Below are 25,317 nucleotides of genomic sequence, written 5' to 3'. Positions count from 1 at the left end.
CGTGCAAACTCCGGATAGGAGGCCAAAAATGAAACGACTGGTTCGTTGTACAGCTTTTTGGCTGGTTGCAAGTTTTTCAATGTTGACTCAAGCTCACGCTCAAGCAGAGGAAGTTGCTTTTATCGCCATACTGAGCGTTCCGGCTGAAAACGCGCAGGCTTTTGATGCTTTGGCCAGAGACATGGTTGAGGCATCTGCCACCGATGACGGGCTTTTAGTTTACGAGTTCGCCCGAGTTGGCGAGACGGTGTACGGCTACGAACGCTATGTGGATGTGGCTGCCCACGCCCGGCACGAAGCGTTGATCGAGCCCTTCATTCCACAGTTGGTTGAGTTGGCGCAGTTCGAGAAGATTGTCACCCTATCGCAGCTTACGGATGACCATCAGGAACTGTTCCGAAGCATTGGGGCAGAGATTGGCCAACCAATTGCCGCCGCAGCGCAAGGGCCATCCAAATGAATGCGCGGTGGCCAAGAAGGTTCAGAAAAAACTGCAGACAAATCCAAGCGGAACACGGGAGCAAATGATGAAAAGCCGACTTTGCACTTGTGCTGTCGTCTTCGCTGGGCTGATGAGTTTTCAACCCAATGAAGTTCAAGCTTGTGACGCGGCCTGTCAGGCAGCGCGGAAGGCCGCGAACCCGCTTGCAGACACAAAAGCGCTAATCACCGACAACACGATCGCCTTCAGAACCGGGACGAATGACGACGACAGCTACAATTTTCAGCTACAGCCCGTCTATTCAGTTCCACTGACTGACGCCACATTGGTGCTTCGGGGAATTGTGCCGATTCAAGGTGTCCAACCCGGAGCCGTGTTGCCGCCTGGAATTGTCGATCCCTCGGAAGAAGATGATTTGACCTGGGGCATCGGCGATTCAACTGTGCAGGCATTCTATTCACCTACGCCGGGAGAAAGCGGAATCGCATTGGGCTACGGCGTGCAAGTTTCCCTGCCAACGCACACGAATGACGCCTTGCAAGGCGCAGGTTGGGGCGCTGGCCCTGCCTTTGTCATGTTTGGGCAAACCGGTGATTTGTCGTGGGGTGGTGTCATTGCCCATATGTGGGGCGAGAACGATTTCAACGTGACCATCCTTCAACCTATTTTGAACTATGGTTTGGGAGAGGGTTGGTACGTTGGGTACAACAACGTCGTTTCGTACAACTGGAATTCCGCAAGCAATGACGAAGCATGGGCAATTCCATTGGGTTTGACGGCTGGAAAAACGTCCATCATCAATGAAGCCAAAGGCACCGCTATGGATGTCAGTGTGGGATACTACACTCTAGAGCGCAAACCTGACGGCGGGCCGGACAGACAACTTAAACTGGGTTTGTCGTTCTTTTTTTGACGGGCACTTTGGAAGCATAATTCAAGAGACTGCTTTCAGCGACTGGGTGCAACAATTACGCGAGAGTGAACGATCCCTTGTATAGTCGACCTTGGCCGAAACTTGGCTTCGTCGCAACTAAGAGGAACAACTGGAGCTCTGAAATGACAAGCAACCTGATCGCTCTGGTAATTACAGTTTTTGCGTTCGCACACAATCAAGCTGCTCAGGCAGAGGTTGCCCAAGGCCCGCAAGAATCTGCTACCCAAATGTCTCCTTCAGGGGCAAAGCGTTTTGACATGTCTGAGCGCTTACTTGATTTGGCCATTGCCGCAAGCTCCAAAGCGTTAGATGAATCTATTCAGGAGCATGTTGCGGTAAGCTGGAGTGATTTGAAGCCAGCGCTAAAGTCTCTGGAAACGCCATTTGAATCGCTGCCAGATCCGTTGTTGAACGCTATGCGAACGCAAGTTCGTTGGCGAACATCCAGTACCAGTGAGCGCACTGATCCTGATCTAATTAAAGAATACAAGGCGGCCAATGGTGTTCTGTCCGCAAACGATGTCGACGTAGAAAAGCTAATGCTAGAGCGCCGAAAAGTCATTGCGCAAAACAACTCAATCGGGCGCGGTCCAAACTTAGAAAAACTGGGTACGACGATCAGGCTACCCGGGTACATAGTACCACTGACAATCGATGGAGGAGTTGTAACCGAATTCCTGTTTGTCCCGGTTGCAGGTTCTTGCGTTCATACACCTTCGCCGCCACCCAACCAGATCATTCATGTTGATTACCCGAAAGGCGTCGAATTCAAATCGATTTTCGATGCATTTTGGATCGAAGGTGAACTGTCAGATGAACGCAAAACCAGCGATGTTACGTTCTACGACGGCGCAACAAACGTGGAATCCATTTATAAACTCAACGCGCATATTGTTGAAGCATTCACTTATTGATCTCGGGGTAGCACATTCGCCAAAAAAACCAAGAGGATCAGTTGCTTTAGGACGTCGTTCTAAATTAACCCATTGAACGCGCGACTTTCCTTTGCCGCTTACAGTTAGCACAGTTGTTTGCTTCGGCTCCGTTTCCGTTCAAGAACATATTATTGACTCAATAAAGGCTCCAAACACTCGGCCCTTCCTGACGCACTCAAGCCGGACGGGTCATCGCCAAAATCTTCCGCAACCTTTCTGTAAGCTTCTATCATAAACTCTGGGTTTTCGAGGTCCCGTACTATGATACCAACTACCTCTTTCAGATATGGCTGTGAAAGTCTGGTATTGATGCTCATTTCTTCAATCAAAGGACACACGGGAAATGGCAATGCCAAAGCACGACCCGACGGACGACCAACGGCACATTGTCGAAGTTTTGGTTGCAGGCGGCACACCCAAGACCATCATCGCAAAGGCACTGGGCATCGGCATGAAAACACTGCAGCGGCACTATGCGGATGAACTGGAAACAGGTCTCGAACTGGCCAACGCCAAAGTTGTGCGGCGTCTATTTCGCTTGATCGAACAGGGATCTACGCCCGCGACGATCTTTTGGCTGAAGACACGCGCCGGGTGGAAAGAGGGGCAGACGGTGGAGATCGAGCAGAAAGAAACACCGCAAGCGTACGATTTCACGAGGCTATCTGATCAGGAGCGAGCGGACCTGCGCGTGAAACTCGAAACGGTCGTTGGAAGGAGGCACTGACCATGACGGAACAAAAAGAACGGTTTATACTTTCTGGTATGGTGGATGGCGAATTCTGTGTTGTCGACGAGACATACCACAGCAAGCCGGATCACAGTGTTTCGTTTGTGTCGTCAGGACGAACAATTCCAACACTTGAAGCTGCGGTCGGTCTTGCCAAAACAATCGATCCACGCGTTCGCAGGATACGTGTCATGACTTCAGATGCATTCGATCTGATGACACTGTGCATTTTCTGGCTAATCGACGGACGCTGGCAATCACGAACGCTTTGGTGATGCACACGCGCTGAGATTGCCGCTGGGGTGCATCCCGCCATTTGATGACATCACCCCCACAAAACAAGCATTCTGGCGGCCCTGGCGCGCCCTTGTTCGCAATGAGGCACATGTGCATTCGGAGTGCGTCGACACGCTTTTTCGTCGACGGCGCTCTTCAAAGCATTCTACGGTGGTCACGCGGCCAACATTCAACAAGACCTCTTTATGCCTTTTCCCGAACGTGTCTTTAAACACACTCCTGCCCTTCGCGCCCTGATCACTCCACCGGACACTTCGGAGATGCGCTTCGGTCTTGAACGGTTCGCTGAATTGGACAAGCAAGCCGAGGATGAGGGCTGGCCTGCAGGATGGCGCATGGACCACGACGACCGGGAAGCCAATCGCAAAACTGTGCTAGCTGGTCGATGGGATCAGGACCTTTGGGTTTTCGCCTATGGCTCTTTGATATGGGACCCAGCCGTTTATGTCGAAGAATATCGGCGTGGCGTTTTATCTGGATGGCGTCGCAGTTTTTGCATGCTTCTGGAAGGCGGGCGCGGCAGTCATGATCGCCCCGGGCTTATGGCTGCTCTTGATCAAGGTGGGCAATGTGATGGCGTTGTCTTCCGGATAGCAGCGGATTTGGTGGACCGCGAAACCAAGTTCATGTGGCACAGAGAAATGTTCGCGGGCGCTTACCGCCCTGTGTTTCTAGAAGTTGTAACCCCGCAAGGACCAGTAGACGCGCTAGCATTCGTCATGGACCAGACGAACCGCCGCTATGCGCCGCATTTATCAATCGACGAGTCAGCTCGGATGATCGCTGTCGCGGAAGGCGGACTTGGACCCAATTTCGACTACCTCCAGTCATTAGTCACGCACCTGAATGAGTTGGGCATCCGCGACGATGGCGTAAAACAGCTGCATGATTTGGCTTGCACGTATCGAAAGTAGCTTGGCCTAGCGTGCCAATTGCCGTGCGTCAGGACAGAAACTCTTAAGCGACACGAAAACATCACGTCCATCTGTAGTTTGGTGCGCGATCTACATTATCTGTTTTAGATCAATCCACTAAGCAAGATCAGACAGGACAAGGTTTCAAGCCTGGGTGACACATGGGTGACAATCTCTGTATTCCGATTGGTAGCATTACAAACCGCAATACCCCCGAACGCCCAGCCAAGATCTGACATCAGCCCTTGGCCAATGTATAAGCACCAGAAAGAAAGGCGTTCTTTAAATAGACCGGCAGCTTCTCGGGATACTCTTTCACTTCCTTCTTGGCGAAATTGGACAAAGCCACCGGATTGACGAACCTAGTGTGACATCCTTCTGTGAGTTGGATCAGAGTCTCGATTTTGAAAGAGACCGCTCCGCCTGCCATACGGCCTTTCTTTGCGCGCGTTTTGATCGCAAATGTTCCAACCTCGTTTTCGCGAGCAAACTCATCAAGCGCGGCCATGAATGAACGCAGATCTGCCTCGGATGTGTCATCCTCGAGTTCAATCCTTGTGGTTTTCGGTCGGAGCATCTCCACCTTGCCCTCGTCATCCAGGTCGACAACGGCAAGCCGAACCTCCTGTGCCGATATCTCGCAACCGCATACTCTCATATGTCATTCCTTTGTGTGACAGTTCCTCACTAACATTTTTCGAACCAGAATATATGCCACCTATACCGGTGTCCGCGCCCTATCACAGTCAACAAGCTTAGTCATTCAGATCCACAATGCTGGCATAAGACAAGACGGTAGAAGGCGGTCATGCCGCGCCTAAGAGCCCAAAAAGTCCAGCCAAGTCTCTCTGTGAGGTTGTCCGTAGGCGCCGAAAGGAATTTCTAAATTTTGAGTTTTGATCTTGCTTATCTTAACAAAGCGGACATTCACTCAGCTCACATCGAACTTCTGCTCCGCGGACGAAGCTGCCCTTGGGTGCCGCTTAATCAATGTCCGCTTTTGTTGTCGGCGGTGTAATCAAATGCTGCCTCCAGCTCTACACTCAGACTTGCGGCCAAATAAAAAAACTGCCTGCGTCGAAAGTTAGAAACTAATCCCGAAAAGCCGGAAATCATCAGAACCGTTCGCGGAATTGGATACTTGTACGATCCAAAGTAAACTTGATCGCTGTCAGCAAAACCAAGTTGGCCTGCACATTCAGTCAGTGATTGGCCAACGATCCGATTGTTTACCAAGGACGCAGTTCACGAACCGAAATCGACCTGGCGCTAGCCGGTGTGCTTTCTCCCGCCCTGTACGTCATCTGAATAGAACCAGTCGTCGGGATATGGATACCACCATTCCGCCTCCTTCGCCTTTGGATCAATCACGACCATCTTGGGTCGTCTGAAAGCCTCGAGGCCTTGAAGGCCTAGCGTGCGCCCAAGCCCAGAATTCTTGACGCCGCCAAAAGGCAAGGCATCGTTGTCCACGAGCGGGTTGTTGACCCAGACCATCCCCACCTGTAGCTTGTTCACCCCTTGAAATGCCTCGTCCAAGTCGCCGGTAAACAGGCATCCGCCAAGACCGAATTGTGACGCGTTTGCCAGTTCAAGCGCTTGGTCAAAGTCGCTAACTCGAATGACCGAGGCGACTGGCCCAAAAACCTCTTCCTGAGTTAGCGCCATGTCCGACGTCACGCCGGTCAGGATCGTTGGTTCGAAAAACCAACCCGGCCCGGCGTGATCCGGGGTACCGCCTCCTACCTCAACCACCGCGCCTTTCTCGGTTGCATCGCGCACCAGACGCTCGACCTTGTCGCGTGCCTCCTTGGAGGCCAAAGGTCCGATTTCCGCCACCCCCATTCCGTCGCCGATGCGCAGTTTCCGGGTTCGGGTCACGAATTCATCGACAAAACCGTCGTACACGTCATCCACTACAAAAATCCGTTCAGACGATGTGCAAACCTGACCCGACTGCAAAAATGCAGCGGTAACCGCACCGGCAGCAGCGACCGCGATGTCGGCGTGTTTACTGACGATCAGTGGATCGCTTCCCCCAGCCTCGATCACTGCGGGTTTCAGGTTCTCCGCTGCGGCCACTGCGACTGCACGACCTGTCGGCACGGACCCTGTAAAAGCGACCACATGGGTTTTGGGGCTGGCAATCAGCTGTTTGCCCACGTCTGCACCGCCCGGCAGGCAAGCAATCAGGTCTTGGGGCAACGCCCGAAAAAACTCCATGAACGCCATCGTGCACAAAGTTCCTGCGGGTGAGGCTTTCAACACTACACCGTTACCTGCCGCAAGTGATGCGGCCATCGACCAGCAGCCAAGAATGAGGGGGAAATTGTACGGAACCACATGCACGGACACGCCGTAGGGCTCGTATGTCTGATACTGAAAAGATCCAGTTTGCATCGTGCCGGCGATCTTGCCCGCGTCATTGCGCGCCATCTCGGCATAGTAGCGGAAAACCGGCGGGATGTTTGCAATCTCGCCGATCGATTCAGGGTAAGGTTTGCCCGTTTCCAATGTCATCAAGCGGGCGATCTCAGTCATGTCGCCGCTTTCGATGTCGTTGGCGATCTGGTGCAATACCCGCGCGCGAGATTTGCAGTCCATCGCAGACCACCTCCTTTGCGCCGCATTGACCCGGTCCAGGACCTGGTTCACGATCTGCGGCGCCGGCTCACCAAAAACCCCGACGGGCTGCAAGGTAGACGGGTTGATCAGAGTGGTCCCACCACCCTCCAATGGCACATGCTTGGGGTTGAGGTAGTAGGTAGATTTGAACGGGTCACGCATTGGGCAGCCCCCTTGTTTGACAGGCATTGCGCCGTTAGCGGATCATGTACACTTTCTTGACCGTCTCGTGGACAGTGCAAACGCCTTTCCAGTCCTGCGGAAAAAAGGCCGCCGTATCGGGCGTAATCTCAATTACCTCTCCGCTTTCATGGACATAGGTACAGCGGCCCTCCAGAAAGTGGCAGAACTCGTCCTTGGTGACGTGACATTCCCACTTACCGGGAGTGCAGACCCAAAGGCCGCATTCGGACTGGCCGTCAGGCCCCTTGTGGATCAGCTTTCCCGAGGTGCGGGATTGCCCTTCAATCATCGTCGGGATTACCCCCCAATCGACAAGATCAGTCTGCTGGAGCGGGTTTTGCATACGTGGCGTGGTCATGTTTCAGGTTCGCGATCCGTTAGGTAGTAGGTGTTGCGCAATGTTTCCTCGACCGTGCATTCCCCTACCCAACCGGCGGGGAATAGTACGGCCGTTCCGGGCGTAACTTCGATGCTTTCGCCTGCATCCGACCGATAGACCGCGCGGCCCTGCACAAAATAGCAGAACTCGTCACGCGGTATCGTTAGGCGCCAGCGGCCTGGAGTACAGACCCATGCGCCGATCTCCGGCCGGTTGTCAGGACCCTTGTGAACCAGCATACCCGATGAACGCGACTGGCCTTCAATCATGTCCGGCTGTAGCCCCCAGTCCGTGAGGTCGGTGCGGGTCGAAATTTCCGAAAGATGCGGGGCGCTGCTCATTCCGCGGCTTTCAGGAATTCGTCGAGAATACCAGCTGCCTTGGTCGGGCCATGCCGTGACTGCATGTGAGCAGAGGTTGCCGCCATCTTCGCCTGCATTCTTGGATCGTTGATACATTTGTCGAGGGCAATAGCCAATTCATCATCGGTCCAGTCGTATCGGTGAAGCCCGAACCCGTGGCCGGTTTCCTGAACACGGGTGGCGTTATCGTGGCCGTCCCAGACATAGGGCATAATGATTGCTGCTTTGCCGAAATATAGGCACTCGGTGAACGAGTTGTTACCGCCATGATGTATCACCGCGTCAACCTGCGGAATTACCGAAGGCTGGGGATACCAGCTCTGTATGTGCACGTTGTCGGGAATGTCTGTGTATTCGTCAATGTAATCCCCGACATTTACGAGCGCCCGGTAGGGCAACCTGGAAATGGTCGAAATGATCCTCTTTAGCAGGTCGGTGTCGCCTGCGCCAAGCGACCCGAAAGATACATAGAGAAGTGGTTTGTCATTGTTGGACTTAAACGATGGCACCTCAAACGGTTCTTCTTCGCGCACGCAACCTTCAAGATACTGAAACCGGTTTGGGTCCAGTGGGTTCTGCCGTTCGTACTTTGCCGGCTCGGGATAAAGCAGAAGGTTCATTGTGGGCGACGCTTCGAAAAACTCTCCAATCGGATAGGCGTCTTCGTTGCATCTGGCTAGGAACGCATTGTAGTCGTCGTGGATCGGCTTGATCACATCGTGGAACTTTGCCTCATAGGCCTCCATGCCCTCGCGGTCATCCACCCGGCAGCCCGATAAGTGCGGCGGCACAATCGGGTCCGGGATTTCGTTTTCGGAACATGAGATGATCCGCACCCACGGTACGCCGAACTGCTTGATGGCTGGGAACATAATGACATTATCCACGCAGATCATATCTGGTTTGATTTTTGCCAATACCTCGGGCAGATCTTTTTGCGCCCATTTCGCGCTGTCGACGATCGCCTCCCAGCAATCCTTGACGTAGTTATCGATCTGGTCAATCGGGGCTTTGCGAAAATTTGGGATGTGACCGTTGATGAAATCCTCCCAGAACTTTGCCATCGCCTCGGGTTCCATCGGCTCGGACAGGGCAACAGGATGCGCCTCAAACCCATAACCTTCATATACCTCGACAAAGCCGGGATCGCTTAGAAATACAGCCTTATGACCCAGTTTCTCGCAGGCCTGCGCGATGCCAACCGAATTCAGCGCAGGGCCAAAGGCAGCTTCGGGGAAGAAGGCGATGGTTTTCTGTGACATTGTAGGTCTCCGGTTAGATTTGGCTTAGCAGTTGGGAAGGATGCGGGAATGTTTCGCGTCCCATACGCAGTGGACATCCTGACCCGGCTGGATATTTTCACGGTCGGCTTGGCTGGCGGGAACGCGGGCGGAAAGGGTGCTCCTCCCACCGCGAACGCGCACATGCACACCCAGGTCTGATCCGTGATAGGCGACTTCTTCGACAGTGCCGGGAAGGCAGTTGCGCCCATCTTGAGGGGCGGTCTGCATCAGGCTGACCCGCTCCGGGCGCACAGCAATAGTGGCAGCACCGCGCAGCTCGGAAACGCCCCTCAGCATTCCCGCCCCGTGGACATCGACACCGCCGTCGACGGCGTTACCATCCAGAAAGTTCATCACGCCGATAAAATCTGCAACAAAGCGCGATCCGGGGTGTTCGTAGAGCTCGTGAGGAGTACCAACCTGCGCCAGCTTACCATCATGCAAGACCGCGATCCGGTCGGCCATGACCAAGGCCTCTTCCTGGTCATGGGTCACAATTAGAAATGTAATCCCCACCTCGTGTTGCAACCGTTTGAGCTCCAGCTGCATCTCTTCTCGTAGTTTCTTGTCCAGAGCTGAAAGGGGCTCATCCAGCAACAGGACTTTTGGCCTTTTGACCAGCGCGCGCGCCAAAGCAACCCGCTGTCGCTGCCCACCAGAAAGCTGATCCGGCTTGCGCCCGGCAAATCCCGAAAGCTTCGCACTTTCCAGAACCTCGGCCACTCTCGTGGCAATTTCGTCCTTAGGCAATTTCTCCATTTCTAACCCATAGGCGATGTTTTTTTCGACGCTCATGTGCGGAAACAAGGCATAGGATTGGAACATCAGGTTCAGGGGCCGCCTGCTGGGACGTATGTTTGTCACGTTCTGCCCGGCAACGATTACCTGTCCTTCCTGTGGCGTTTCGAATCCCGCCAGCGTCCGCAATAGTGTGGTCTTGCCGCAGCCCGATGGGCCCAAAAGTGCAAAGAACTCGTTATCGCGAATATCTAGTGAAACATTGTCGATCGCGGTCACCAAACCGTATCGCTTGGTTATATTCCTGAGTTGAACGCCTTGGTTCATCGGCTGAAAACCTCTTTGTCGGTACGCTGTGCGAAGAAGACCAGCGTGAATGAAACGAACATGACGATGGTAGCCATCGCATTGATTTCCGGCGTGACGCCAAATCGGATCATTGCGTAAATCTGCATCGGCAACGTGGTCGAGGATTGCCCAGCACCGGCGGTAAAGAAGGCAATAATGAATTCGTCCACAGACAGGGTGAAAGATAACAGCGCCCCGGCGATAACCCCCGGCGCGATGGCGGGTAGCAGGATGCGGCGAAAGGTGGTGAATTCGCTGGCCCCAAGGTCGGCACTGGCCTCAAGTATCGAATGGTCGAAATTGCGCATCCGCGTACGCACCACGGCGACAACAAAGGCTATGTTAAAGACGACATGGCTGAGGATGATCGAATGAAGCCCCAGCGTCATGTTGAGTAGGGTGAAAAAGGACAAGAGCGCGATGGCCAGAACTATGTCGGGGATGATCATCGGTGCGAACAGAACCGCGTCTAGAACTGAAGAATTACGCCGTGTCTCGACACCGACCGCCAAAAGCGTGCCGATTATTGTCGCCAGAACGGTCGAGATTAAGGCCACGATTAGCGTGTTGCGCGCCGCCGACAGTATTGGATCCGCGGTAAACAACTTGCCGTACCATTCCAACGAAAACCCGGTCCATACTGTTGGAAGTCCGGCCCGGTTAAAGCTTAACGCCATGAGCACAAGGATCGGCACATAGAGAAAGGTGTAAAACAAAACCAGGTGCAGCTTCAGGCCCATGTTGGATCGGTCCCGCATCAGTCCTGCTCTCTTTGTCCCGCTGCGCGATTGGTCAATACCGCCTGCGCGAACAAAAGCCCCATCATAATCGCAATCAGGAACATCGACAGCGTTGCTCCGAACGGCCAGTCGCGGGCGCTCAGGAACTGGTCATAGATCAGGTTTCCAACCATCTGAAGTCGCCCGCCTCCAAGCAAATCGGGCGTAATGAAATTGCCGATCGACAATACAAAAACAAAGACACCACCTGCCGCAATGCCGGGAACAGTCTGTGGCAGTATCACCCGGTAGAAAGTGGTCCAAGCGGGCGCTCCAAGATCTTCCGAGGCTTCTATAGTTTCGACATTTATGCGGTTAAGCGACGAGTAGATCGCCAGAACCACAAACGGGGTGTAGTTGTAGACAAGCCCAACGATCACCGCGAAATTGTTATAAAGCAGAGACAGCGGCTCATCGATCAAGCCTGCCCCCTGGAGAGTATTGTTGATCAAGCCCTCGCGGTTAAGCATCACGATCCAGGCGTAAGTGCGGATTAGGTAGTTGGACCAGAACGGCAGGATCACCAAGATCAGCAAACCGGTCTGCCAACGGCGCGACGCCAGCGTGATGGCATAGGCCGCCGGATAGGCGATCAGGATCGCGATTATCGTGGCCAGAAATGCGATCTTGGCCGAGCGTAAGAAGATCCCGAGGTAAAGAGGATCGGCGGCCCGCACAAAATTTTCAAACGTAACGACGTGGTCGATGCCGCCATAGATACCGCGTTCAAAGAACGCATAGGTAAAAATAAGACCACACGGCACCACCATAAGAAGCGCAAGCCAGCCTAGGCCCGGCCCCAGCAAGATCACCGATTTCAGTCGATTGGTCATATACTTGGCAATCTGTAGAGTGATGTCGTACAGGCCCGACCCTTTGTTCGGGTCGGGTTTTGCTCAGGGCTTGATCACTTACTGTGCGGCCATGATTTCGGTCACGGTCCGTGCAAAGGGTTTCTGGCCATTGCCGAGATCGCGCAACTGCTCGTACTTGGTAAGGTCTGCAGGCGACATTCCCATGTTCGGGAAGGTTTCGATCAAGGACGGGTCCAGTGCCTCCATCGCAGCCTTGTTCGGCGTTTTGTAAAGGATATTGCTCGCAACCCAGACACCGACGTCCGCGCCCAAGACATAGTTCACAAAGGCGTGCGCCGCATCTTTGTTTTCAGATGCATCCGCGATGACTAGCGCATCTACCCACAGATCTGATCCTTCTGAGGGTATCGTGTACTTGATGTCCGCGTTTTCACCGATGCCGTAGTTGCACCAGCCATCCCAGGCGTGAACCATCGTTGCCTCGCCTGATACCAACTTCTGATAAAAAGTTGCGTCGTCGTAGGCCAGCAGATCCTGCTTCGCCGCAACCAGCAGGTCCTTTGCAGCCGCCAACGTCTCATCCGACGTATCGTTCAGCGACTTTCCGAGGGTTAGCGCAGCAGCCCCCATTAGCCAGCGATCCGTCGAGAGCATTGTCACTTTGCCTTTAAGTTCGTCAGAGGGTTTGAGCAGATCGTTCCACGAAGTTGGCTCTGCCATCAGGTCTGACCGGTAGCATAAGCCCGTCGTACCCCAAGCGTATGGCATTGAATAGTTGTTGCCCGGATCATGGGCTAGTTCTTTAGCTTCGTCATACAGGTTAGAGGCATTCGGAACCTTGTCGTGGTCGATTGCGGCCACCAACCCCAGGTTGTTTAACGCCTCGGCAAAAGGCGAAGAGACGAAAAGAACGTCGTAACCCTTGCCTCCACCGGCTACGACTTTGCCCATGATTTCTTCGTTAGTGCCATGCACAGAGAGCTCGGCATCGATACCGGTTTCCTTGGTGAAATTCTCCAGCAGGTCCGGCGGCATGTAACCGTCCCAGTTCGAGATAACGATTTTTTCTGCTTGGGCCGCTCCGGCGAATACGCTGAGTGAGCAGGCCGCCCCGGCGGTGAGCCAAGCAAATGGCATACGGAACGAATTGGTGAACTTGTTGGTCATGTCTTCCTCCCTTGACATTCGCGCTCGCTTCTGGGGCGAGATATATGATGCAATCACGGTATTTTTTGATGAAATAAAACTCAACAATTTTTTGAATCATTTTTGTATGGCCCGGAGAAGCCATTTAAGATACCGTTTTTATTGTATATTAACTGGGTATGACGAAAGCCGCCTTCTTATGCCGCAAAGCAAATACTTGAAACTTGCACAAAAAATACTGGATGTTGCGATGGATCTCGATTTGCATCAGGGCGACAGACTGGTGGAAAAAACCCTTGCTGATTCGTGCAGTGTCTCTCGCACTCCGGTTAGATCCGCATTGAGGCTGCTGGAAAAGGAGGGGATGGCACGCAAAGCGGCAGAAGGCGGGTTCGTCCTAGAATGCGAACCCGAAAAGGGGCATTCGATACTCAACCAGCATGCGGTCGGAGCAGGTGTGGATCTCGCAGGTGCCATCCTACGAGATCGCGGCGCCCGACGCCTGGACGGCGCCATCAATGTCACAGACCTGATCCGCAGATACTCGGTTTCCCGCAGCGCTGCACAGCGTGCACTCGAAGCCCTGCTGGCCCAAGGCGTAATTCAGAAAGCCGAAGGTCAATCCTGGGTTTTCACGCGCATGCCGGGAGACCGCTCCGGACGAATAGAGAGCTATGAATTTCGTCTGATACTGGAACCGCAGGCCATTCTGTCCGACGGTTTCAAGGTGGACACCAAGCGCGCCGATCTGGTCCGCAGCCAGACCGAAGCGCTTCTGGCGCAGTCGGAAAACTCTTTCAATAGCCTGGATTTCCAAGACGCGGATCTTGCCTTTCACAAGCTCATCGCTCGATCGTCCGGAAACCAGTATCTTGCTTCTGCTCTCATGGCCCATCATGGGTTGCGCCACCTGCCAGGCGGATCATTCGGTATGATAGACTTTCGGATGAGGCAGGCGCTCGATGAACATCTGCGTATACTTGATTTCATCGAACAGGATCATTTCGATCTTGCGGCGGATCAGATGAGGGTGCACTTGCGGCTTTCAATGCACCAAAGGCCCAGCGTCGCCAATCGTGGTGCTCCGGCGCTAGTCCAAGCAACCCGCGGGTCAATCCGGTGAGTGAATGATGAACCGCAAGGAAGCACCCGTAATCGCTTTTTTCCCCGAAGCTAGTTTTGGGGCTGCACTGAATTGTGTGGGGATCGCTCAGGAACTTCGCGCAATGGGTGCACACCCCGTTTTCCTGACCCACGGTGGCTTTGGTGGCGTATTCGCAGATTACGGTTTTGACGAGTTCGCCATCCCTGTTCAGTCAGAGTTGACAGAAGAGGAAACTCAGACCTACTGGCAAGAATTCCTGAGCCATCATCTGCCGCATTTTAACATGCATCCAACTGACCAACTGACCACCTATGTAGAGCCCGTTTGGAACGCAATCGTCGAGACCGCGGAATCGGTCGAACAGGGGTTGGAAACGGCGCTAGAGCGGATCAACCCAGATGTCGTCGTCCTCGACAACGTCATCATGTTCCCGGCCATCGTACGATCCGAGTGCCCATGGGTCAGGGTTATTTCTTGCGCGGAAACCGAGTTGCCAGACAACTGCCTACCGCCGTACCTGTCCGGTCTGCCGGCATCTGACGCTGCCGGGTGTGCGGCATTCCGAGACCAGTACCTGGAGACACTTGGCCCAATTCATGCTCGCTACAACAAATTTCGCCAGGATAAGGGGCTTGAGCTATTGCCTGAAGGTGAGTTCCTAGAAACATCACCGCATCAAAACCTTCTTTTAGCGCCATCTATCATTCGCCATGATCGTGATCAGGTGCTGGACTCTGGACAATTCACCTTTCTCGAAGGCTGCGTTCGCCAGGAAGGTCCTTACCGTGTACCTCAAATGCCCCGTAACGACGGGCCTCTGGTGTACGTGAGTTTTGGTAGTCTGGGTGCCATGGATGTCCCATTCTTTGAGAGCCTGTTCGACGTATTCAAGACAATGGACATGAGGTTTCTAGTCAATGTCGGGGCCCAAATCGATGCCTATTCCAGAGTCCCAGACAATGTTCATCTGCAGGAATGGTTCCCGCAGCCTTCCGTGGTTGAACAATGCGATCTGTTTATTCACCACGGCGGCAACAACAGCTTTTGCGAAGCGCTGTATTTCGGGGTCCCGTCGCTGATCCTTCCCTATTGCTGGGACGGACACGATAACGCCCAGCGGGCAGTTGAGACCAGTGTCGGACTCAGGGTAAATCGATGGGATTGGACACCGGAGCAGTTGGATAATACGATTAACCAACTACTTGGGGACGCGGAGATGAAGGCCCGGCTGGCTGCGAACTCAGAGATCATGCAGTTGAGAAATTCGGTTCAGTTAGCTGCTCAGAAAATTCTGGATTGTGTAAATCCTAACCGAGTCTAGGTTATTCCCGTCGGTCATCCGTTTTATCATGAAGGATGGAAGGGTGCATCGCAATGACCTCTAAATCACTGAACCTAAAGTGTCGGTTTGGGCTCTAAGCCGTCATCTGACACTTTCAGTTGGGCTTGCAGGCCTCTCGATGGCGTCCAAGGTCGGTTTGGCGGACAAAGCGGTCTGTGGTTCTCCAATCAAATCGGCCGACCTTGGGTTTACAGTACACGGTTGTGGAGAGTGAGAAGGATTAGTTGTCTTCACTTCCGGAAGTATAGTGTCTCAATTGGCACCCTTATTGCATGCTGAGCAGGACGTTATGGCTCACGAGCGTCCAGATACCCTCCGGTTAAGCCCTTTTGAGTGTCAGATGGTATCGTCCCAAAATTAGGTTGTTGGTTGTTCGGGTGCATCACCCAGAGCCAGCAGCAAAAGAATAGCCAAAAGGGGTGATCCAACCAGACCGATCAGGAACCAGATCAAACCAGACCGGTTGCGCCGCCCTGCCATCGTGATCGGCAGGATATAAAGCCAGATCACGACAACCAGCAAGATGAGCATAAAAATCAACTGGATAACTGGTGCGTCCATGAAATTTTGCCTTTCGTATCTTGACGCCATTTTTAAAACGGCTGATCCGGTTAGATAGACAATGGCCCGAAAGCGTTTTCGGGTATTAATTTAGCCCAACATGGGTCCCGGGCGTCCCAACCCTCTCCCTTTGGGTTCCTTGGCTATCAGACAGTGCCGTCCAAATGTTTGGTGTTTTCCGGGTCACAAGGTAGCAAGGTCGGCAAAACGGATAAAGTGGGTGTTCAAGGAACCTTTTAAAGTGCCTTTTCAATGAACTTTGAAAAAAGCTCACCCTGCGAATTGATCCTAAGTTTCGCGTAAATGTTGCGTCTGTGGATGCGGACTGTGCCTGGAGAGATGCCGAGAATTGTGCCGACAGCTTCTGCCGAATGGCCCTTCAACGTGAACTCAACGACTTCGCGTTCTCGTGGTGTCAGAACGCCATCGCCAAATGCCTGGAAAGCAAGATCGACGCGACGACTAACGCCATTCGCTGCGGCGCCGCGGGCCAGTGTTGGAAAGTCACTCCAATGTTTGCAACAGGCTGCCCGAACGAGCGGCCATAGAGCGTGCAAATGACGAATTTCCTTGGCTGAAAAAGGCTTCACTGATCGCATGAGCGAGACCACAACCATCCCAGTGCTCGGGATATCGATAAAGTAGCCAATCTCCTCTGCTAACCCAGTCCTTTTGTAATAGCTGCGATAGTATTCGCCCTGATAGAACCTGTCCGGTGCGATATCGCGCATGCGGTACAGACCCGGTGTTATCGGTTTTGTCGCGGCCAAAAAAAATGGATCAAGTACGTAGGGCCCTGCTTGGTAATCCTCAACAAAAATACGCCGTTTGCTTTTGGGAAAATCGTCGTGAAGGTCTATAGGCGCTTCGGTTCCGACATGGCCAAACACCACCGTAAAATCGAATGGTGCGACCTGCCGCAAGCCATCTGCCAAAGCACATGGAAATTCTGGGGTTCCGATCTTCTCCACGACCCTGCCGGCCTCTTCCATCCAATCGTACACGCGCCGCTCCAGATTTTCGAAAAGCACCTCTATACCCCAATTGTGGTATATACAGTTATTCCGAGTTATTGTTACTTTTTCCTTGTTTGAGTGGTATGCCAACAAATGCCAAAAAATCAAGCAAAAGGAAAACGGCAGTATATGAGCTTTGACATGAGCGTCACCATGCAGACGATTGCGGAACTCCGAGGAGTGACCAAGACCTTCGGGAATGTGGTCGCCGCCAAAGACCTGAATCTTTCCATTGGGAAAGGAGAGTTCCTGTCGTTCTTAGGCCCATCTGGTTGCGGCAAAACCACTGCGCTTAGAATGTTGGCAGGTTTCGAGAAGCCAACCGAAGGTCAGGTGTTGCTCGATGGAGAAGTCGTCAACGACTTGGATGCGCACCATCGCCCAGTCAACATGGTGTTTCAGCACTATGCTCTTTTTCCTCACCTAAGCGTGTTCGACAACATCGCGTACGGCCTGCGCCAACAACGACCACGCGTAGACAAACAAACAATCGCGACAAAGGTTGAGCAAGCGCTGGAAACTGTCCGTCTTGGTGGGTTTGGCCCACGTCGCATCTGGGAGATGTCTGGTGGTCAGCAGCAACGCGTCGCTTTGGCGCGTGCGATCGTAAACGAGCCCAAGCTTTTGCTGCTTGATGAACCAATGGCTGCTCTGGATCGAAAGCTTCGAAAAGAAATGCAGTTTGAACTGCAGAACCTGCAACGACAACTGGGAATAACTTTTGTCCTCGTCACGCACGACCAAGAAGAAGCGCTTTCAATGTCCGACCGAATTTGTGTGATGGAAGGCGGCAGTATTGTGCAGGTTGGCAGCCCACGCGAACTCTATGACATGCCCCGCAGCCGCTACGTGGCTGGATTTGTAGGCACCTCAAATTTCTTTGATGCAACTGTGACTGACTCAGCAGCCGACCAAATCACTGTGCGTTTAGCGAGTGGCCAAAAGGTGCGCGGAACTCCGGAGATTCCAATAGATGCAGGGCAGGAAGTGTGCGTTAGTATCCGTCCTGAACAGATCACGCTGACCCGCGCGCTACCCACAGCTGAAATCGCTCTGCCAGTTACCATTCAAAATCGGATCTTCCTTGGGGAGCACACAGAATACCTTGCGCGCAACGAAGCACTGGGTGATTTCCACGTACTTGTGCCAAGGCAAGCGGAATTGAACGAGGGGACGTTCAATGCAGGAGAGCAGGCCTTTGTTTCATGGGGCGAAGGCGCACTGCTGATCCTGGAAAAATAACAAATCCCGCAATCCAACAACAGAGAGGTTCACAATGACCAAGGATAATGGGACTATTTCCAAGCAAAAGTTCATGGAAGAGCTTCGCCGGTACCAAAAGGGTTCGGTTACACGGCGACATTTCTTAGGCGTGACAGGTCTTGGGATGGCAACGGCCGTTCTGGGCACGGCCATTCCTGGGTTGCGTCCACGCCCGGCATTTGCTGCCGGGGACATTGGCGACCGAGTGATCCTCGCCACATGGCCGAACTACCATGACGAGATGAACTTCGAAGCCTTCACGGAAGCCACTGGCGCCCATGTTCAGGTCAATGTTTTTGGCTCGAACGAAGAGATGTTGGCAAAACTACAGGCTGGAGGGTCTGGCTGGGACGTTTTCGTTCCAACCAACTACACGATCACTACGTATGTGGGTGAAGATCTGATCATCCCGCTCGATACGTCCAAACTGCCAAACTACGACGCAGGTTCATTCGAACAGCGCTTTTCCGATGCCGGTTCTGTCGATGGCCAGCTTTACGCGGTGCCAAAAAACTGGGGCACGACTGGCTTTGCAGTGAACACCAGCAAGCTTGACGGCGCTCCGACTCCAACCACATGGAAAGAGTTCTGGGACCTTACTATGGAAGGTTACTCAGGCCGGACAATGGTGCATGATTACCAACTCACCACCATCGGTAATGCCCTGAAATACTTCGGCTACTCCTTCAACTCGGTCGATGAGAAGGAACTGGCGGATGCCGAGAAATTGTTGCTGGATGCCAAACCGCATCTGTTTGCAATCTCGTCGGATTATCAGCCACCGATGCGTAACGGTGACGCCTGGATGACAATGTGCTGGACAGGTGACGGCAAGCAGATGAATGTCGACATGCCTGAAATCGCCTACGTTCTGGGAACTGAGGGCGGTGAGCTCTGGTCCGACTACTACGCTATTCCTAAGGGCGCACCCCATATGGATGCCGCTTATGCCTTGATCGACTTCCTGCTGAACCCGGAAGTTAATGCGAAAGAAGTCCTCGCTCACGGCTATCCATCGGCTGATGCTCGCACCAATGCGTTGCTGCCGAAGGAACTACTGGAAGATCCGATCCTTTATCCGGCAGCTGACCTTCTGAATGCACTCGAGTTCGGCGCGGCGGCTACACTAACCGATCCAAACCGTGCCGAGTTGCTCGCCCGCTTCAAGTCGGCCTAAGCGGCAAGGCCGCCAATATCGGAAAAGACGAGGACAAAATGACCGAACGAGGCAGAAAAGCACTGTTGCTGGCTCCAGCAGGAATATGGCTTTTGGTAATGCTAGCCCTTCCTCTGCTGGTCGTCTTCGTCTTTTCCTTTGGCGAACGGGGTGCCGCCGGAGGCTACGTTCCAGCGTTCACGTTGGAACAATATGCCAACCTTCCTGCGCGATGGACGGCGTTTAAGAACACTTTGATCCTTGCACCTCTGGGGACTATCGCTGCGTTGGTAATTGCCTACCCGCTCGCCTACTTTCTTGCGGTGCGTTGTTCACCAAAGTGGAGAACTTCGCTGTTGATCCTAGTGATCGTGCCGTTCTGGACATCGATCCTGATCCGGTCATACGCTTGGATTTTCATCCTTGGGGGGCGTGGCTTGCCCGCTTTACTGGAGTCGATCGGCATCGATGATATCCGCCTGATAAATACGCCGTTCGCTGTGCTTGTCGGGATTGTCTATGGGTATCTACCTCTGATGGTTTTCCCGATTTTTGTAAGCTTAGACAAACTGGATAAACGCCTTCTGGAAGCATCGGCTGATCTCGGCTCTACCCCATGGCGTACGTTCCGTCAGGTGACACTTCCTTTGTCGGTACCTGGTATCGCAACTGGCTGCATGCTGGTCTTCATCTTGCTGATGGGCGAGTTTCTGATCCCAGCGATCTTGGGCGGCGGAAAGGTCTTTTTCGTCGGAAATGCGCTGGTGGACCTGTTCCTGCAGTCTCGGAACTGGGCGTACGGATCGGCGGTCGCAATGACTCTGGTTGTCGTAATGCTTGTCACTGTCTCAATTTACATGAAATTCGTCTCGCGCCTGGGTGGCCAGCGCGAAGATGTCTCGCTGATGTGAGGGTCCGATGCGCTTATACGCGATTTGCGTCTACCTTTTTCTCTATATTCCAATCGGCATCATCGCGCTTTTCAGCTTTAATGCCGGACGACACGCAAGCCAGTTCATGGGGTTCTCGACTCAATGGTATGGTAAAGCGCTGAACAACCCATTTGTAATGGACGCGCTCGAGACCAGTCTGCTTGCGGCATTCATAACTGCTTGCCTCGCATCCACTCTCGGAACCATGGCGGCCATCGCTTTACAAGGGGTTAAGGGATGGCTCCGAACTTTGTTTGATGCGATGATTTATATTGCAATAATGATACCCGGTATCGTCATCGGCATCGCGACACTCATTGCCCTGGTCACCGTATTCGGCTGGCTAAACCCGCTTCTTGCAAGCCTATGGCCCGATGGAGCAAATCCCCCGCAACTTTCCATGGGGATGCCCACGCTTGTCGCCGCACACACCATGTTCACAATGGCGCTGGTCATAATCATCGTACGTGCAAGGCTATCGGGTATGGACCGCGCGCTCATGGAAGCTTCGGCTGACCTCTTTGCGACGCCCTGGGGCACCTTTCGACAGGTGACCCTGCCGTTGATAGCACCGGCAATTTTGGCAGGCTTCCTGCTCAGCTTCACTTTCTCATTTGATGATTTCATCATCGCGTTCTTCGTAGCTGGCTCAGAAACAACCCTGCCAATCTACATATTCTCATCCATCCGGCGCGGCGTAACACCCGAGATCAATGCCATCGGCACTATGGTTATGGGCGCGTCGCTCTTGTTGCTCGTAGCAGCGCAGCTGCTTTTGCGCCGAGGCGCCTCAAAATCGAATAATTAAATAAAGGAGCCAAGTGACATGCGGCTTGCAGGTAAGGTCGCGCTCGTGACGGGCGCGGGATCAGGAATTGGTCGGGCGGGTTCAATGGCAATGGCACAAGAGGGTGCGCATGTTGTGGTAACCGATCGCGATGCAACCCTTGCTGAAGTCACTGTGGCCGCGATCGTAGCGCAGGGAAATCAAGCATCTGCCATACAGCTTGATGTGACCGATGACGATGCCCTTACCAGAACCATAGACGAAGCAGTTAAAAACTTCGGTCGGCTTGACGTGTTGCACTCTCACGCTGGGTTGCAGATCGAAGGAACGCTGGAAGAAGTGGAACCAGATGGAATGGATGCTTCTTGGGCATTGAATGTCCGCGCTCACTTCATTGCCGCGCGTGCAGCCGTCGCCCATATGAAATCACAAGGTGGAGGCAGCGTGATCGTCACGGCCTCCAATTCTGGGGTTCAATATGACCGGGGTATGATCGCCTATGCGACTACAAAGCACGCTGCTGTTGCGATGGTCCGGCAGATGGCAGCCGACTACGCTGTCCATGCAATCCGTTTCAATGCCCTATGTCCAGGATTTGTAGACACCCCTTTCAATGCAGGCTTCGAAAAGCAGATGGGAGGCCGTGCCAAACTGGAAAGCTACATCGAGCAGGCGATCCCCATGAGTCGATGGGCGACAGTTGAAGAGATTGGCCATGGGATCGTCTATTTAGCTTCAGATGAATCCGCTTTTATGACGGGGCAAGCCCTGGTTATCGATGGCGGTGAATGCATTTAGTGATGGGTTAGACCGCTCAAGAGAATGTCTATCGCCGCAATTCATTTTGGCGAGCACATTTAAGTCCGCTTTGGGCTCCGAGCAGTCCTTCGCTGCGGTGTCCATCAATGTCTGCTTACAAGAAAACCAGGTGCAAAACTCGTCAGCTGTCACCCAAATTGTCACCCAAACGCGAAAACGCGCTTCGCGTTGAACGCGCGGAATGCGATAAGTATCTGTTTTTGTTTAATTTAAATGGTGCCCGGGGGCGGAATCGAACCACCGACACGAGGATTTTCAATCCACTGCTCTACCCCTGAGCTACCCGGGCACGGGAACGATGTTTATCGTTGGGTGGAGGCCTTCTATGACTTGCATCAAGCAGTGTCCAGAGGCTTTTTTACATTTTTTCAATGCGGGCGCGATTGCTCGATATTACCCTCGTTGGACTCGCTATCCAGGTCCTCTTCGCGCTGCGATGGAACGGCATATGATCCGTTTAGCCACTTGGCCAGATCGATGTCAGCGCAACGTTTCGAACAGAATGGGCGGAACTTGGTCACGGTTTCTTCACCACAGATAGGGCAACTCATTTCAACACCTCCGCCAAAGGAACGCGGCCGCGTTTGCGCTGCAATTCGTAATGCCCCAGCGGAGTCCAGCCGACCAGCGTAGTCTCAATCCCATCGGCCTTGAAACCAGCGCGCAGAGCGGATTCGAACCCGCGTCGATCCTTCTTTGGCATAGGGGCAAGATCCAGCGTGACCTGCCCCCCAAGGCCGCGCACGCGCAGCGCACGGGCCAACGCTTTGGCGCATGCGAAATTTGCTTTTGTGCCGGCAGCGAGGGACGTATCAGAACCAGTGTTAACGTCCACAGCAATCAACGCACGCGTGGGTTGGATATACAGGTGACCTCCGCCCGACAGCGGCTCGGAGATCCCGCGCGCCACGTCCAGCGCATCAAGTACTCCTTGCTCTTCGAAGCCTCCGGCTTTTGTCACAACCTCAGCCGGATCGGTCCAGTCGCGCCAAGCCAGAACGTGGGGGCCGTCGCCTTCAAGCAAAAGTTCAGGTTCAGTGCCGGCGTCGTTGACGACCTGATCGGCATGAGCCAGCATGGCGCTGATGTCCTCGGCAATCTCGCCCGCATCCTCACCCAGACAACAAGAGCGTAGGATCAATCCGTGGGTGCTGCCGTCCATGCATTCATGCGCGATTTCCAAAAGGCGATCACGCTCGTCTTCGTCACGGATAGATCGTGAGATATTCAGACCGGGCGCATCAGGCGTAACGATTGCGTAGCGGCTTTTGAACAGAATCCGATCGGTGACCGGCAGCGCCTTGCCTGGCTCGGCATAGCCTGTGACCTGCACCAGCAACATGGCGCCGGGGGCAAGCCCCTTGACTTGACGCAGAAAGGCAGGGCCATCCGGTGTGGTCAAGAACATGCCGCCCTGCCCTTTAACCGGACGGTCGGCGCGGGCGCGATAGATTGTGCCCGGAGCAGGAGCGTCTGAAGCGATCAAGAAATCGTCCAACTTACCATCCACCATCAAGGCGGCCGCTTCGCGATTTTCGATATGATCCAGAACGATTGTGCGACCCTTCATGATACCTCACGATATAAAGGATAACCGATTCCCTGCAAAAGAGCGGCTGTTTCCGAAAGGGGCAGGCCAACAATGCCGGTGAACGAGCCGGATATCCATGGGATGAAGGCCCCAGCCGAACCTTGAATGGCGTAGGCACCCGCTTTGCCCTGCCAATCTCCAGTCGCCAGATAGGCGTTGATCTCAACATCCGACAGCCGCTTGACCTTGACCCGCGAAACCACGTCGCGTTGCAGCACCTGATCGCCGCGCCGCACGGCCACCGACGTAATCACGCGGTGCCGTCGACCGGACAGGGCATGCAGGAATTCAGCGGCCTGGCCTGCGTTTTCGGGTTTTCCCAAAATGCGGCGACCAAGTGCAACGGTGGTGTCCGCACACAAGGTGACATCGTCGCTATCTGCCTGAACCGCTTGCACCTTTGCACGCGTTATGCGGCTGCAATAGGGCACCGGAAGTTCGCCCTTCAATGGCGTTTCGTCAATATCTGGGGCGCGTATGGCATCGGGCTGCACGCCAAGCTGCGACAGCAGGTCCAGCCGCCTTGGGCTGCCCGATCCTAAGATAAACGCCATTACGGCAGGCGTTACTTAAAGCGGTAGTTGATCCGACCCTTGGTCAGATCATAAGGGGTCATCTCGACCTGAACTTTGTCGCCGGCCAGAACACGGATGCGGTTTTTGCGCATCTTGCCTGCCGTATGTGCGATGATCTCATGGCCGTTTTCCAGCTCGACCCGAAACGTCGCATTAGGCAGGAGTTCCTTCACGACACCGGGAAATTCGAGCGTATCTTCCTTGGCCATGTTGTCTCCATCATTACGTTACGCTCGCAGAATCTGCGAGGATGTGCGCTTAAATGAGCTTATTTTGGGCTTATTTCAAGGCCAGAATCACCTAAAGCCGGGATATTGTGACTGAATTGACTCTGGGGGATTGCTCCTCCCAATGGGTTCGGTTCAGCACGTTCCCGTCCACGCGAACCTCGGCAATTGCCGAAAGGTCAATATCGGCATAGGTCCATCCAGACTGATTCAAGGTGCCCTCAGCAAATACTCCGGTCGCAGGAAAACCTTTGTCGGGCGGACCGAAAATACCGCCAGTGCCAGTATTCATGTCCACGGCTTCGGACCATTCATAGTTGCCGACCAGAGATGCCATCACCGTAACACATTGATTTTCCAACGCTCGCGACATCGCTCCGATGCGAACCCGCCAATAGCCGGCTAGTGCCTCGGTGCAAGAAGGCACAAGGATCAGATCGGCATCCTGTAGGGCACGGCCCAGCAGGGGGAATTCGCTGTCATAGCAAATCAGAACACCTATTTTACCCAACGCGGTATCGAAAAGCTTTAGCGGACCGCCCGGCGCAATGTCCCAGTCTTCGCGCTCGAACCGAGTCATGATCTGCTTGTCCTGATGGTTTTGACGACCATCCGGCGCGTAGAGAGCGGCGCGATTCACTGGACGCCCCGAACCCTCCAAAACCGGGGCGGATGACCCAAGAATGTAAAGGTTGTATTCCTGCGCTAAACGCTGATGCAGGGACTGAGCGTCACCCATCCGATCTGAAACTGCCCGGATCGAATTCTCCAGATCAGCTGCCACTTCGGCCCCATCCAACGTCGATAATTCCATCGCACCGTATTCGGGAAACACCAAAAGATCGGTCCCCTGCCCTGCGGCATCAGACACCCAATGGTTCAGCTTGTCCTCATACTGTGCCCAGCTATCGAGCCAGTCCAGATTGTAGGCGGCGGTCGCGACTCTCATGGCGGCGTTTCCAATTGTGATCTGCTCGGGCGACCTTAAAAGGTTCACCCTCAGCCTGTACAGCCCAACGGCACCGCAGTATGC

The 25,317-nt window shown here is 53.8% G+C and carries 30 protein-coding genes and 1 tRNA gene; 14 read left to right on the top strand and 17 right to left on the bottom strand.

The annotated features are described in order from the left end of the window. Positions 1-28: 28 nt before the first annotated feature. The 6 genes from ACR0L3_RS17200 to ACR0L3_RS17175 all read left to right on the top strand — a co-directional run bounded on the left by ACR0L3_RS17200 (position 29) and on the right by ACR0L3_RS17175 (position 4,252). Entirely contained in the window at positions 29-460 is a 432-nt protein-coding gene (locus tag ACR0L3_RS17200; RefSeq protein WP_480746972.1) for a putative quinol monooxygenase, read from the top strand. Positions 461-527: 67 nt separating this feature from the next. After that, the gene (locus tag ACR0L3_RS17195; RefSeq protein ID WP_480746971.1) at positions 528-1,355 is read left to right on the top strand and encodes a hypothetical protein; all 828 of its coding nucleotides are present in this window, start codon (positions 528-530) and stop codon (positions 1,353-1,355) included. Between the two features lie 143 nt (positions 1,356-1,498). Further along, entirely contained in the window at positions 1,499-2,290 is a 792-nt protein-coding gene (locus ACR0L3_RS17190; protein WP_480746970.1) for a DUF3299 domain-containing protein, read from the top strand. Positions 2,291-2,660: 370 nt separating this feature from the next. Continuing rightward, the gene (locus tag ACR0L3_RS17185) at positions 2,661-3,038 is read left to right on the top strand and encodes a hypothetical protein (RefSeq protein WP_480746969.1); all 378 of its coding nucleotides are present in this window, start codon (positions 2,661-2,663) and stop codon (positions 3,036-3,038) included. 2 nt (positions 3,039-3,040) lie between these two features. Further along, on the top strand, positions 3,041-3,316 hold the full coding sequence (locus tag ACR0L3_RS17180; RefSeq protein ID WP_480746968.1) for a hypothetical protein: 276 nt from the start codon (positions 3,041-3,043) through the stop codon (positions 3,314-3,316). Between the two features lie 207 nt (positions 3,317-3,523). Then, positions 3,524-4,252 (top strand): gamma-glutamylcyclotransferase, encoded by a 729-nt coding sequence (locus ACR0L3_RS17175; protein ID WP_480746967.1) that lies wholly within the window; start codon positions 3,524-3,526, stop codon positions 4,250-4,252. A 238-nt stretch (positions 4,253-4,490) separates the two neighbouring features. Here the strand turns inward: ACR0L3_RS17175 and ACR0L3_RS17170 are convergent, their stop codons facing one another. Continuing rightward, positions 4,491-4,910 (bottom strand): DUF3010 family protein, encoded by a 420-nt coding sequence (locus ACR0L3_RS17170; RefSeq protein WP_480746966.1) that lies wholly within the window; start codon positions 4,908-4,910, stop codon positions 4,491-4,493. A gap of 414 nt (positions 4,911-5,324) precedes the next feature. On the opposite strand from ACR0L3_RS17170, the gene ACR0L3_RS17165 reads away from it, so the two are divergent. Then, positions 5,325-5,411: a winged helix-turn-helix domain-containing protein gene (locus ACR0L3_RS17165; RefSeq protein ID WP_480746994.1), complete on the top strand. Its 87-nt coding sequence runs from the start codon at positions 5,325-5,327 to the stop codon at positions 5,409-5,411. Between the two features lie 110 nt (positions 5,412-5,521). Here the strand turns inward: ACR0L3_RS17165 and ACR0L3_RS17160 are convergent, their stop codons facing one another. The 8 genes from ACR0L3_RS17160 to ACR0L3_RS17125 form a co-directional block, all read right to left on the bottom strand. Continuing rightward, entirely contained in the window at positions 5,522-7,039 is a 1,518-nt protein-coding gene (locus tag ACR0L3_RS17160) for an aldehyde dehydrogenase family protein (RefSeq protein ID WP_480746965.1), read from the bottom strand. Between the two features lie 34 nt (positions 7,040-7,073). After that, positions 7,074-7,418, bottom strand: coding sequence for a cupin domain-containing protein (locus tag ACR0L3_RS17155; RefSeq protein WP_010442245.1), 345 nt, complete (start codon positions 7,416-7,418; stop codon positions 7,074-7,076). After that, positions 7,415-7,780, bottom strand: a complete 366-nt coding sequence (locus ACR0L3_RS17150; RefSeq protein WP_480746963.1) for a cupin domain-containing protein — start codon at positions 7,778-7,780, stop codon at positions 7,415-7,417. Before ACR0L3_RS17150 ends, ACR0L3_RS17155 begins: the two co-directional genes overlap by 4 nt. Next, positions 7,777-9,063, bottom strand: a complete 1,287-nt coding sequence (locus ACR0L3_RS17145) for a nucleotide disphospho-sugar-binding domain-containing protein (RefSeq protein ID WP_480746962.1) — start codon at positions 9,061-9,063, stop codon at positions 7,777-7,779. Before ACR0L3_RS17145 ends, ACR0L3_RS17150 begins: the two co-directional genes overlap by 4 nt. Positions 9,064-9,087: 24 nt before the next feature. After that, a complete protein-coding gene (locus ACR0L3_RS17140) occupies positions 9,088-10,149 on the bottom strand; it encodes an ABC transporter ATP-binding protein (protein WP_480746961.1) in 1,062 nt (353 codons plus the stop codon). Beyond that, a complete protein-coding gene (locus ACR0L3_RS17135; RefSeq protein WP_170666106.1) occupies positions 10,146-10,928 on the bottom strand; it encodes an ABC transporter permease in 783 nt (260 codons plus the stop codon). The genes ACR0L3_RS17140 and ACR0L3_RS17135 overlap by 4 nt, the downstream gene beginning before the upstream one ends. Then, the gene (locus ACR0L3_RS17130; RefSeq protein ID WP_480746960.1) at positions 10,928-11,782 is read right to left on the bottom strand and encodes an ABC transporter permease; all 855 of its coding nucleotides are present in this window, start codon (positions 11,780-11,782) and stop codon (positions 10,928-10,930) included. Before ACR0L3_RS17130 ends, ACR0L3_RS17135 begins: the two co-directional genes overlap by 1 nt. A gap of 78 nt (positions 11,783-11,860) precedes the next feature. Next, positions 11,861-12,931 carry a polyamine ABC transporter substrate-binding protein gene (locus ACR0L3_RS17125; protein ID WP_480746959.1) on the bottom strand — a complete coding sequence of 357 codons (1,071 nt, stop codon included), beginning with the start codon at positions 12,929-12,931 and terminating at the stop codon, positions 11,861-11,863. Between ACR0L3_RS17125 and ACR0L3_RS17120 the strand changes: the two genes are divergently transcribed. Both ACR0L3_RS17120 and ACR0L3_RS17115 read left to right on the top strand, forming a co-directional pair. Continuing rightward, positions 12,915-14,033 carry a GntR family transcriptional regulator gene (locus tag ACR0L3_RS17120; RefSeq protein ID WP_480746958.1) on the top strand — a complete coding sequence of 373 codons (1,119 nt, stop codon included), beginning with the start codon at positions 12,915-12,917 and terminating at the stop codon, positions 14,031-14,033. The two genes, ACR0L3_RS17125 and ACR0L3_RS17120, sit on opposite strands and share 17 nt — an antisense overlap. Before the next feature lie 4 nt (positions 14,034-14,037). After that, the gene (locus ACR0L3_RS17115; protein ID WP_480746957.1) at positions 14,038-15,336 is read left to right on the top strand and encodes a nucleotide disphospho-sugar-binding domain-containing protein; all 1,299 of its coding nucleotides are present in this window, start codon (positions 14,038-14,040) and stop codon (positions 15,334-15,336) included. 378 nt (positions 15,337-15,714) lie between these two features. Here ACR0L3_RS17115 and ACR0L3_RS17110 read toward each other — a convergent pair whose 3' ends face one another. After that, positions 15,715-15,918: a hypothetical protein gene (locus tag ACR0L3_RS17110; protein WP_058283652.1), complete on the bottom strand. Its 204-nt coding sequence runs from the start codon at positions 15,916-15,918 to the stop codon at positions 15,715-15,717. Positions 15,919-16,154: 236 nt separating this feature from the next. Next, a complete protein-coding gene (locus ACR0L3_RS17105) occupies positions 16,155-16,922 on the bottom strand; it encodes a helix-turn-helix transcriptional regulator (protein WP_348539544.1) in 768 nt (255 codons plus the stop codon). Between the two features lie 153 nt (positions 16,923-17,075). Between ACR0L3_RS17105 and ACR0L3_RS17100 the strand changes: the two genes are divergently transcribed. From ACR0L3_RS17100 to ACR0L3_RS17080, 5 genes are read left to right on the top strand one after another with little or no spacing between them, the layout of a single operon-like run. Further along, positions 17,076-18,176, top strand: coding sequence for an ABC transporter ATP-binding protein (locus tag ACR0L3_RS17100; RefSeq protein ID WP_245218179.1), 1,101 nt, complete (start codon positions 17,076-17,078; stop codon positions 18,174-18,176). A 34-nt stretch (positions 18,177-18,210) separates the two neighbouring features. Then, the gene (locus ACR0L3_RS17095) at positions 18,211-19,374 is read left to right on the top strand and encodes an ABC transporter substrate-binding protein (protein WP_093962198.1); all 1,164 of its coding nucleotides are present in this window, start codon (positions 18,211-18,213) and stop codon (positions 19,372-19,374) included. A gap of 38 nt (positions 19,375-19,412) precedes the next feature. Continuing rightward, complete coding sequence (locus ACR0L3_RS17090; RefSeq protein ID WP_480746956.1) at positions 19,413-20,264, top strand: ABC transporter permease; 852 nt, start codon at positions 19,413-19,415, stop codon at positions 20,262-20,264. 7 nt (positions 20,265-20,271) lie between these two features. Continuing rightward, positions 20,272-21,093 carry an ABC transporter permease gene (locus ACR0L3_RS17085; RefSeq protein ID WP_010442232.1) on the top strand — a complete coding sequence of 274 codons (822 nt, stop codon included), beginning with the start codon at positions 20,272-20,274 and terminating at the stop codon, positions 21,091-21,093. Between the two features lie 18 nt (positions 21,094-21,111). After that, positions 21,112-21,870 carry an SDR family NAD(P)-dependent oxidoreductase gene (locus ACR0L3_RS17080; RefSeq protein WP_480746955.1) on the top strand — a complete coding sequence of 253 codons (759 nt, stop codon included), beginning with the start codon at positions 21,112-21,114 and terminating at the stop codon, positions 21,868-21,870. A gap of 235 nt (positions 21,871-22,105) precedes the next feature. Here ACR0L3_RS17080 and ACR0L3_RS17075 read toward each other — a convergent pair. The 6 genes from ACR0L3_RS17075 to ACR0L3_RS17050 all read right to left on the bottom strand — a co-directional run bounded on the left by ACR0L3_RS17075 (position 22,106) and on the right by ACR0L3_RS17050 (position 25,233). Beyond that, positions 22,106-22,180: transfer RNA gene (locus ACR0L3_RS17075), tRNA-Phe, on the bottom strand. A 79-nt stretch (positions 22,181-22,259) separates the two neighbouring features. Then, positions 22,260-22,442 (bottom strand): DNA gyrase inhibitor YacG, encoded by a 183-nt coding sequence (locus ACR0L3_RS17070; RefSeq protein ID WP_480746954.1) that lies wholly within the window; start codon positions 22,440-22,442, stop codon positions 22,260-22,262. Continuing rightward, positions 22,439-23,461: a ribonuclease E/G gene (locus ACR0L3_RS17065; protein WP_480746953.1), complete on the bottom strand. Its 1,023-nt coding sequence runs from the start codon at positions 23,459-23,461 to the stop codon at positions 22,439-22,441. The genes ACR0L3_RS17070 and ACR0L3_RS17065 overlap by 4 nt, the downstream gene beginning before the upstream one ends. After that, entirely contained in the window at positions 23,458-24,036 is a 579-nt protein-coding gene (locus tag ACR0L3_RS17060) for a Maf family protein (protein WP_480746952.1), read from the bottom strand. Before ACR0L3_RS17060 ends, ACR0L3_RS17065 begins: the two co-directional genes overlap by 4 nt. A gap of 11 nt (positions 24,037-24,047) precedes the next feature. Then, positions 24,048-24,266 (bottom strand): translation initiation factor IF-1, encoded by a 219-nt coding sequence (gene infA, locus ACR0L3_RS17055; protein WP_005978431.1) that lies wholly within the window; start codon positions 24,264-24,266, stop codon positions 24,048-24,050. Positions 24,267-24,357: 91 nt separating this feature from the next. After that, positions 24,358-25,233, bottom strand: coding sequence for a carbon-nitrogen hydrolase family protein (locus ACR0L3_RS17050; protein WP_480746951.1), 876 nt, complete (start codon positions 25,231-25,233; stop codon positions 24,358-24,360). Between the last annotated feature and the right edge of the window lie 84 nt (positions 25,234-25,317).

Source organism: Ruegeria sp. CK1 (assembly GCF_056536545.1).
Note: the sequence above shows the minus strand (reverse complement) of the source record. Positions and strands in the feature narration are given on the sequence as shown.

What these genes read in the sequence shown, in the direction of transcription:
- ACR0L3_RS17200 (WP_480746972.1), top strand. Translation starts at nt 29, where the DNA reads ATGAAACGACTGGTTCGTTGTACAGCTTTTTGGCTGGTTGCAAGTTTT.
- ACR0L3_RS17195 (WP_480746971.1), top strand. Translation starts at nt 528, where the DNA reads ATGAAAAGCCGACTTTGCACTTGTGCTGTCGTCTTCGCTGGGCTGATG.
- ACR0L3_RS17190 (WP_480746970.1), top strand. Translation starts at nt 1,499, where the DNA reads ATGACAAGCAACCTGATCGCTCTGGTAATTACAGTTTTTGCGTTCGCA.
- ACR0L3_RS17185 (WP_480746969.1), top strand. Translation starts at nt 2,661, where the DNA reads ATGCCAAAGCACGACCCGACGGACGACCAACGGCACATTGTCGAAGTT.
- ACR0L3_RS17180 (WP_480746968.1), top strand. Translation starts at nt 3,041, where the DNA reads ATGACGGAACAAAAAGAACGGTTTATACTTTCTGGTATGGTGGATGGC.
- ACR0L3_RS17175 (WP_480746967.1), top strand. Translation starts at nt 3,524, where the DNA reads ATGCCTTTTCCCGAACGTGTCTTTAAACACACTCCTGCCCTTCGCGCC.
- ACR0L3_RS17170 (WP_480746966.1), bottom strand. Translation starts at nt 4,910, where the DNA reads ATGAGAGTATGCGGTTGCGAGATATCGGCACAGGAGGTTCGGCTTGCC.
- ACR0L3_RS17160 (WP_480746965.1), bottom strand. Translation starts at nt 7,039, where the DNA reads ATGCGTGACCCGTTCAAATCTACCTACTACCTCAACCCCAAGCATGTG.
- ACR0L3_RS17155 (WP_010442245.1), bottom strand. Translation starts at nt 7,418, where the DNA reads ATGACCACGCCACGTATGCAAAACCCGCTCCAGCAGACTGATCTTGTC.
- ACR0L3_RS17150 (WP_480746963.1), bottom strand. Translation starts at nt 7,780, where the DNA reads ATGAGCAGCGCCCCGCATCTTTCGGAAATTTCGACCCGCACCGACCTC.
- ACR0L3_RS17145 (WP_480746962.1), bottom strand. Translation starts at nt 9,063, where the DNA reads ATGTCACAGAAAACCATCGCCTTCTTCCCCGAAGCTGCCTTTGGCCCT.
- ACR0L3_RS17140 (WP_480746961.1), bottom strand. Translation starts at nt 10,149, where the DNA reads ATGAACCAAGGCGTTCAACTCAGGAATATAACCAAGCGATACGGTTTG.
- ACR0L3_RS17135 (WP_170666106.1), bottom strand. Translation starts at nt 10,928, where the DNA reads ATGCGGGACCGATCCAACATGGGCCTGAAGCTGCACCTGGTTTTGTTT.
- ACR0L3_RS17130 (WP_480746960.1), bottom strand. Translation starts at nt 11,782, where the DNA reads ATGACCAATCGACTGAAATCGGTGATCTTGCTGGGGCCGGGCCTAGGC.
- ACR0L3_RS17125 (WP_480746959.1), bottom strand. Translation starts at nt 12,931, where the DNA reads ATGACCAACAAGTTCACCAATTCGTTCCGTATGCCATTTGCTTGGCTC.
- ACR0L3_RS17115 (WP_480746957.1), top strand. Translation starts at nt 14,038, where the DNA reads ATGATGAACCGCAAGGAAGCACCCGTAATCGCTTTTTTCCCCGAAGCT.
- ACR0L3_RS17110 (WP_058283652.1), bottom strand. Translation starts at nt 15,918, where the DNA reads ATGGACGCACCAGTTATCCAGTTGATTTTTATGCTCATCTTGCTGGTT.
- ACR0L3_RS17100 (WP_245218179.1), top strand. Translation starts at nt 17,076, where the DNA reads ATGAGCGTCACCATGCAGACGATTGCGGAACTCCGAGGAGTGACCAAG.
- ACR0L3_RS17095 (WP_093962198.1), top strand. Translation starts at nt 18,211, where the DNA reads ATGACCAAGGATAATGGGACTATTTCCAAGCAAAAGTTCATGGAAGAG.
- ACR0L3_RS17090 (WP_480746956.1), top strand. Translation starts at nt 19,413, where the DNA reads ATGACCGAACGAGGCAGAAAAGCACTGTTGCTGGCTCCAGCAGGAATA.
- ACR0L3_RS17085 (WP_010442232.1), top strand. Translation starts at nt 20,272, where the DNA reads ATGCGCTTATACGCGATTTGCGTCTACCTTTTTCTCTATATTCCAATC.
- ACR0L3_RS17080 (WP_480746955.1), top strand. Translation starts at nt 21,112, where the DNA reads ATGCGGCTTGCAGGTAAGGTCGCGCTCGTGACGGGCGCGGGATCAGGA.
- ACR0L3_RS17070 (WP_480746954.1), bottom strand. Translation starts at nt 22,442, where the DNA reads ATGAGTTGCCCTATCTGTGGTGAAGAAACCGTGACCAAGTTCCGCCCA.
- ACR0L3_RS17065 (WP_480746953.1), bottom strand. Translation starts at nt 23,461, where the DNA reads ATGAAGGGTCGCACAATCGTTCTGGATCATATCGAAAATCGCGAAGCG.
- ACR0L3_RS17060 (WP_480746952.1), bottom strand. Translation starts at nt 24,036, where the DNA reads ATGGCGTTTATCTTAGGATCGGGCAGCCCAAGGCGGCTGGACCTGCTG.
- infA (WP_005978431.1), bottom strand. Translation starts at nt 24,266, where the DNA reads ATGGCCAAGGAAGATACGCTCGAATTTCCCGGTGTCGTGAAGGAACTC.
- ACR0L3_RS17050 (WP_480746951.1), bottom strand. Translation starts at nt 25,233, where the DNA reads ATGAGAGTCGCGACCGCCGCCTACAATCTGGACTGGCTCGATAGCTGG.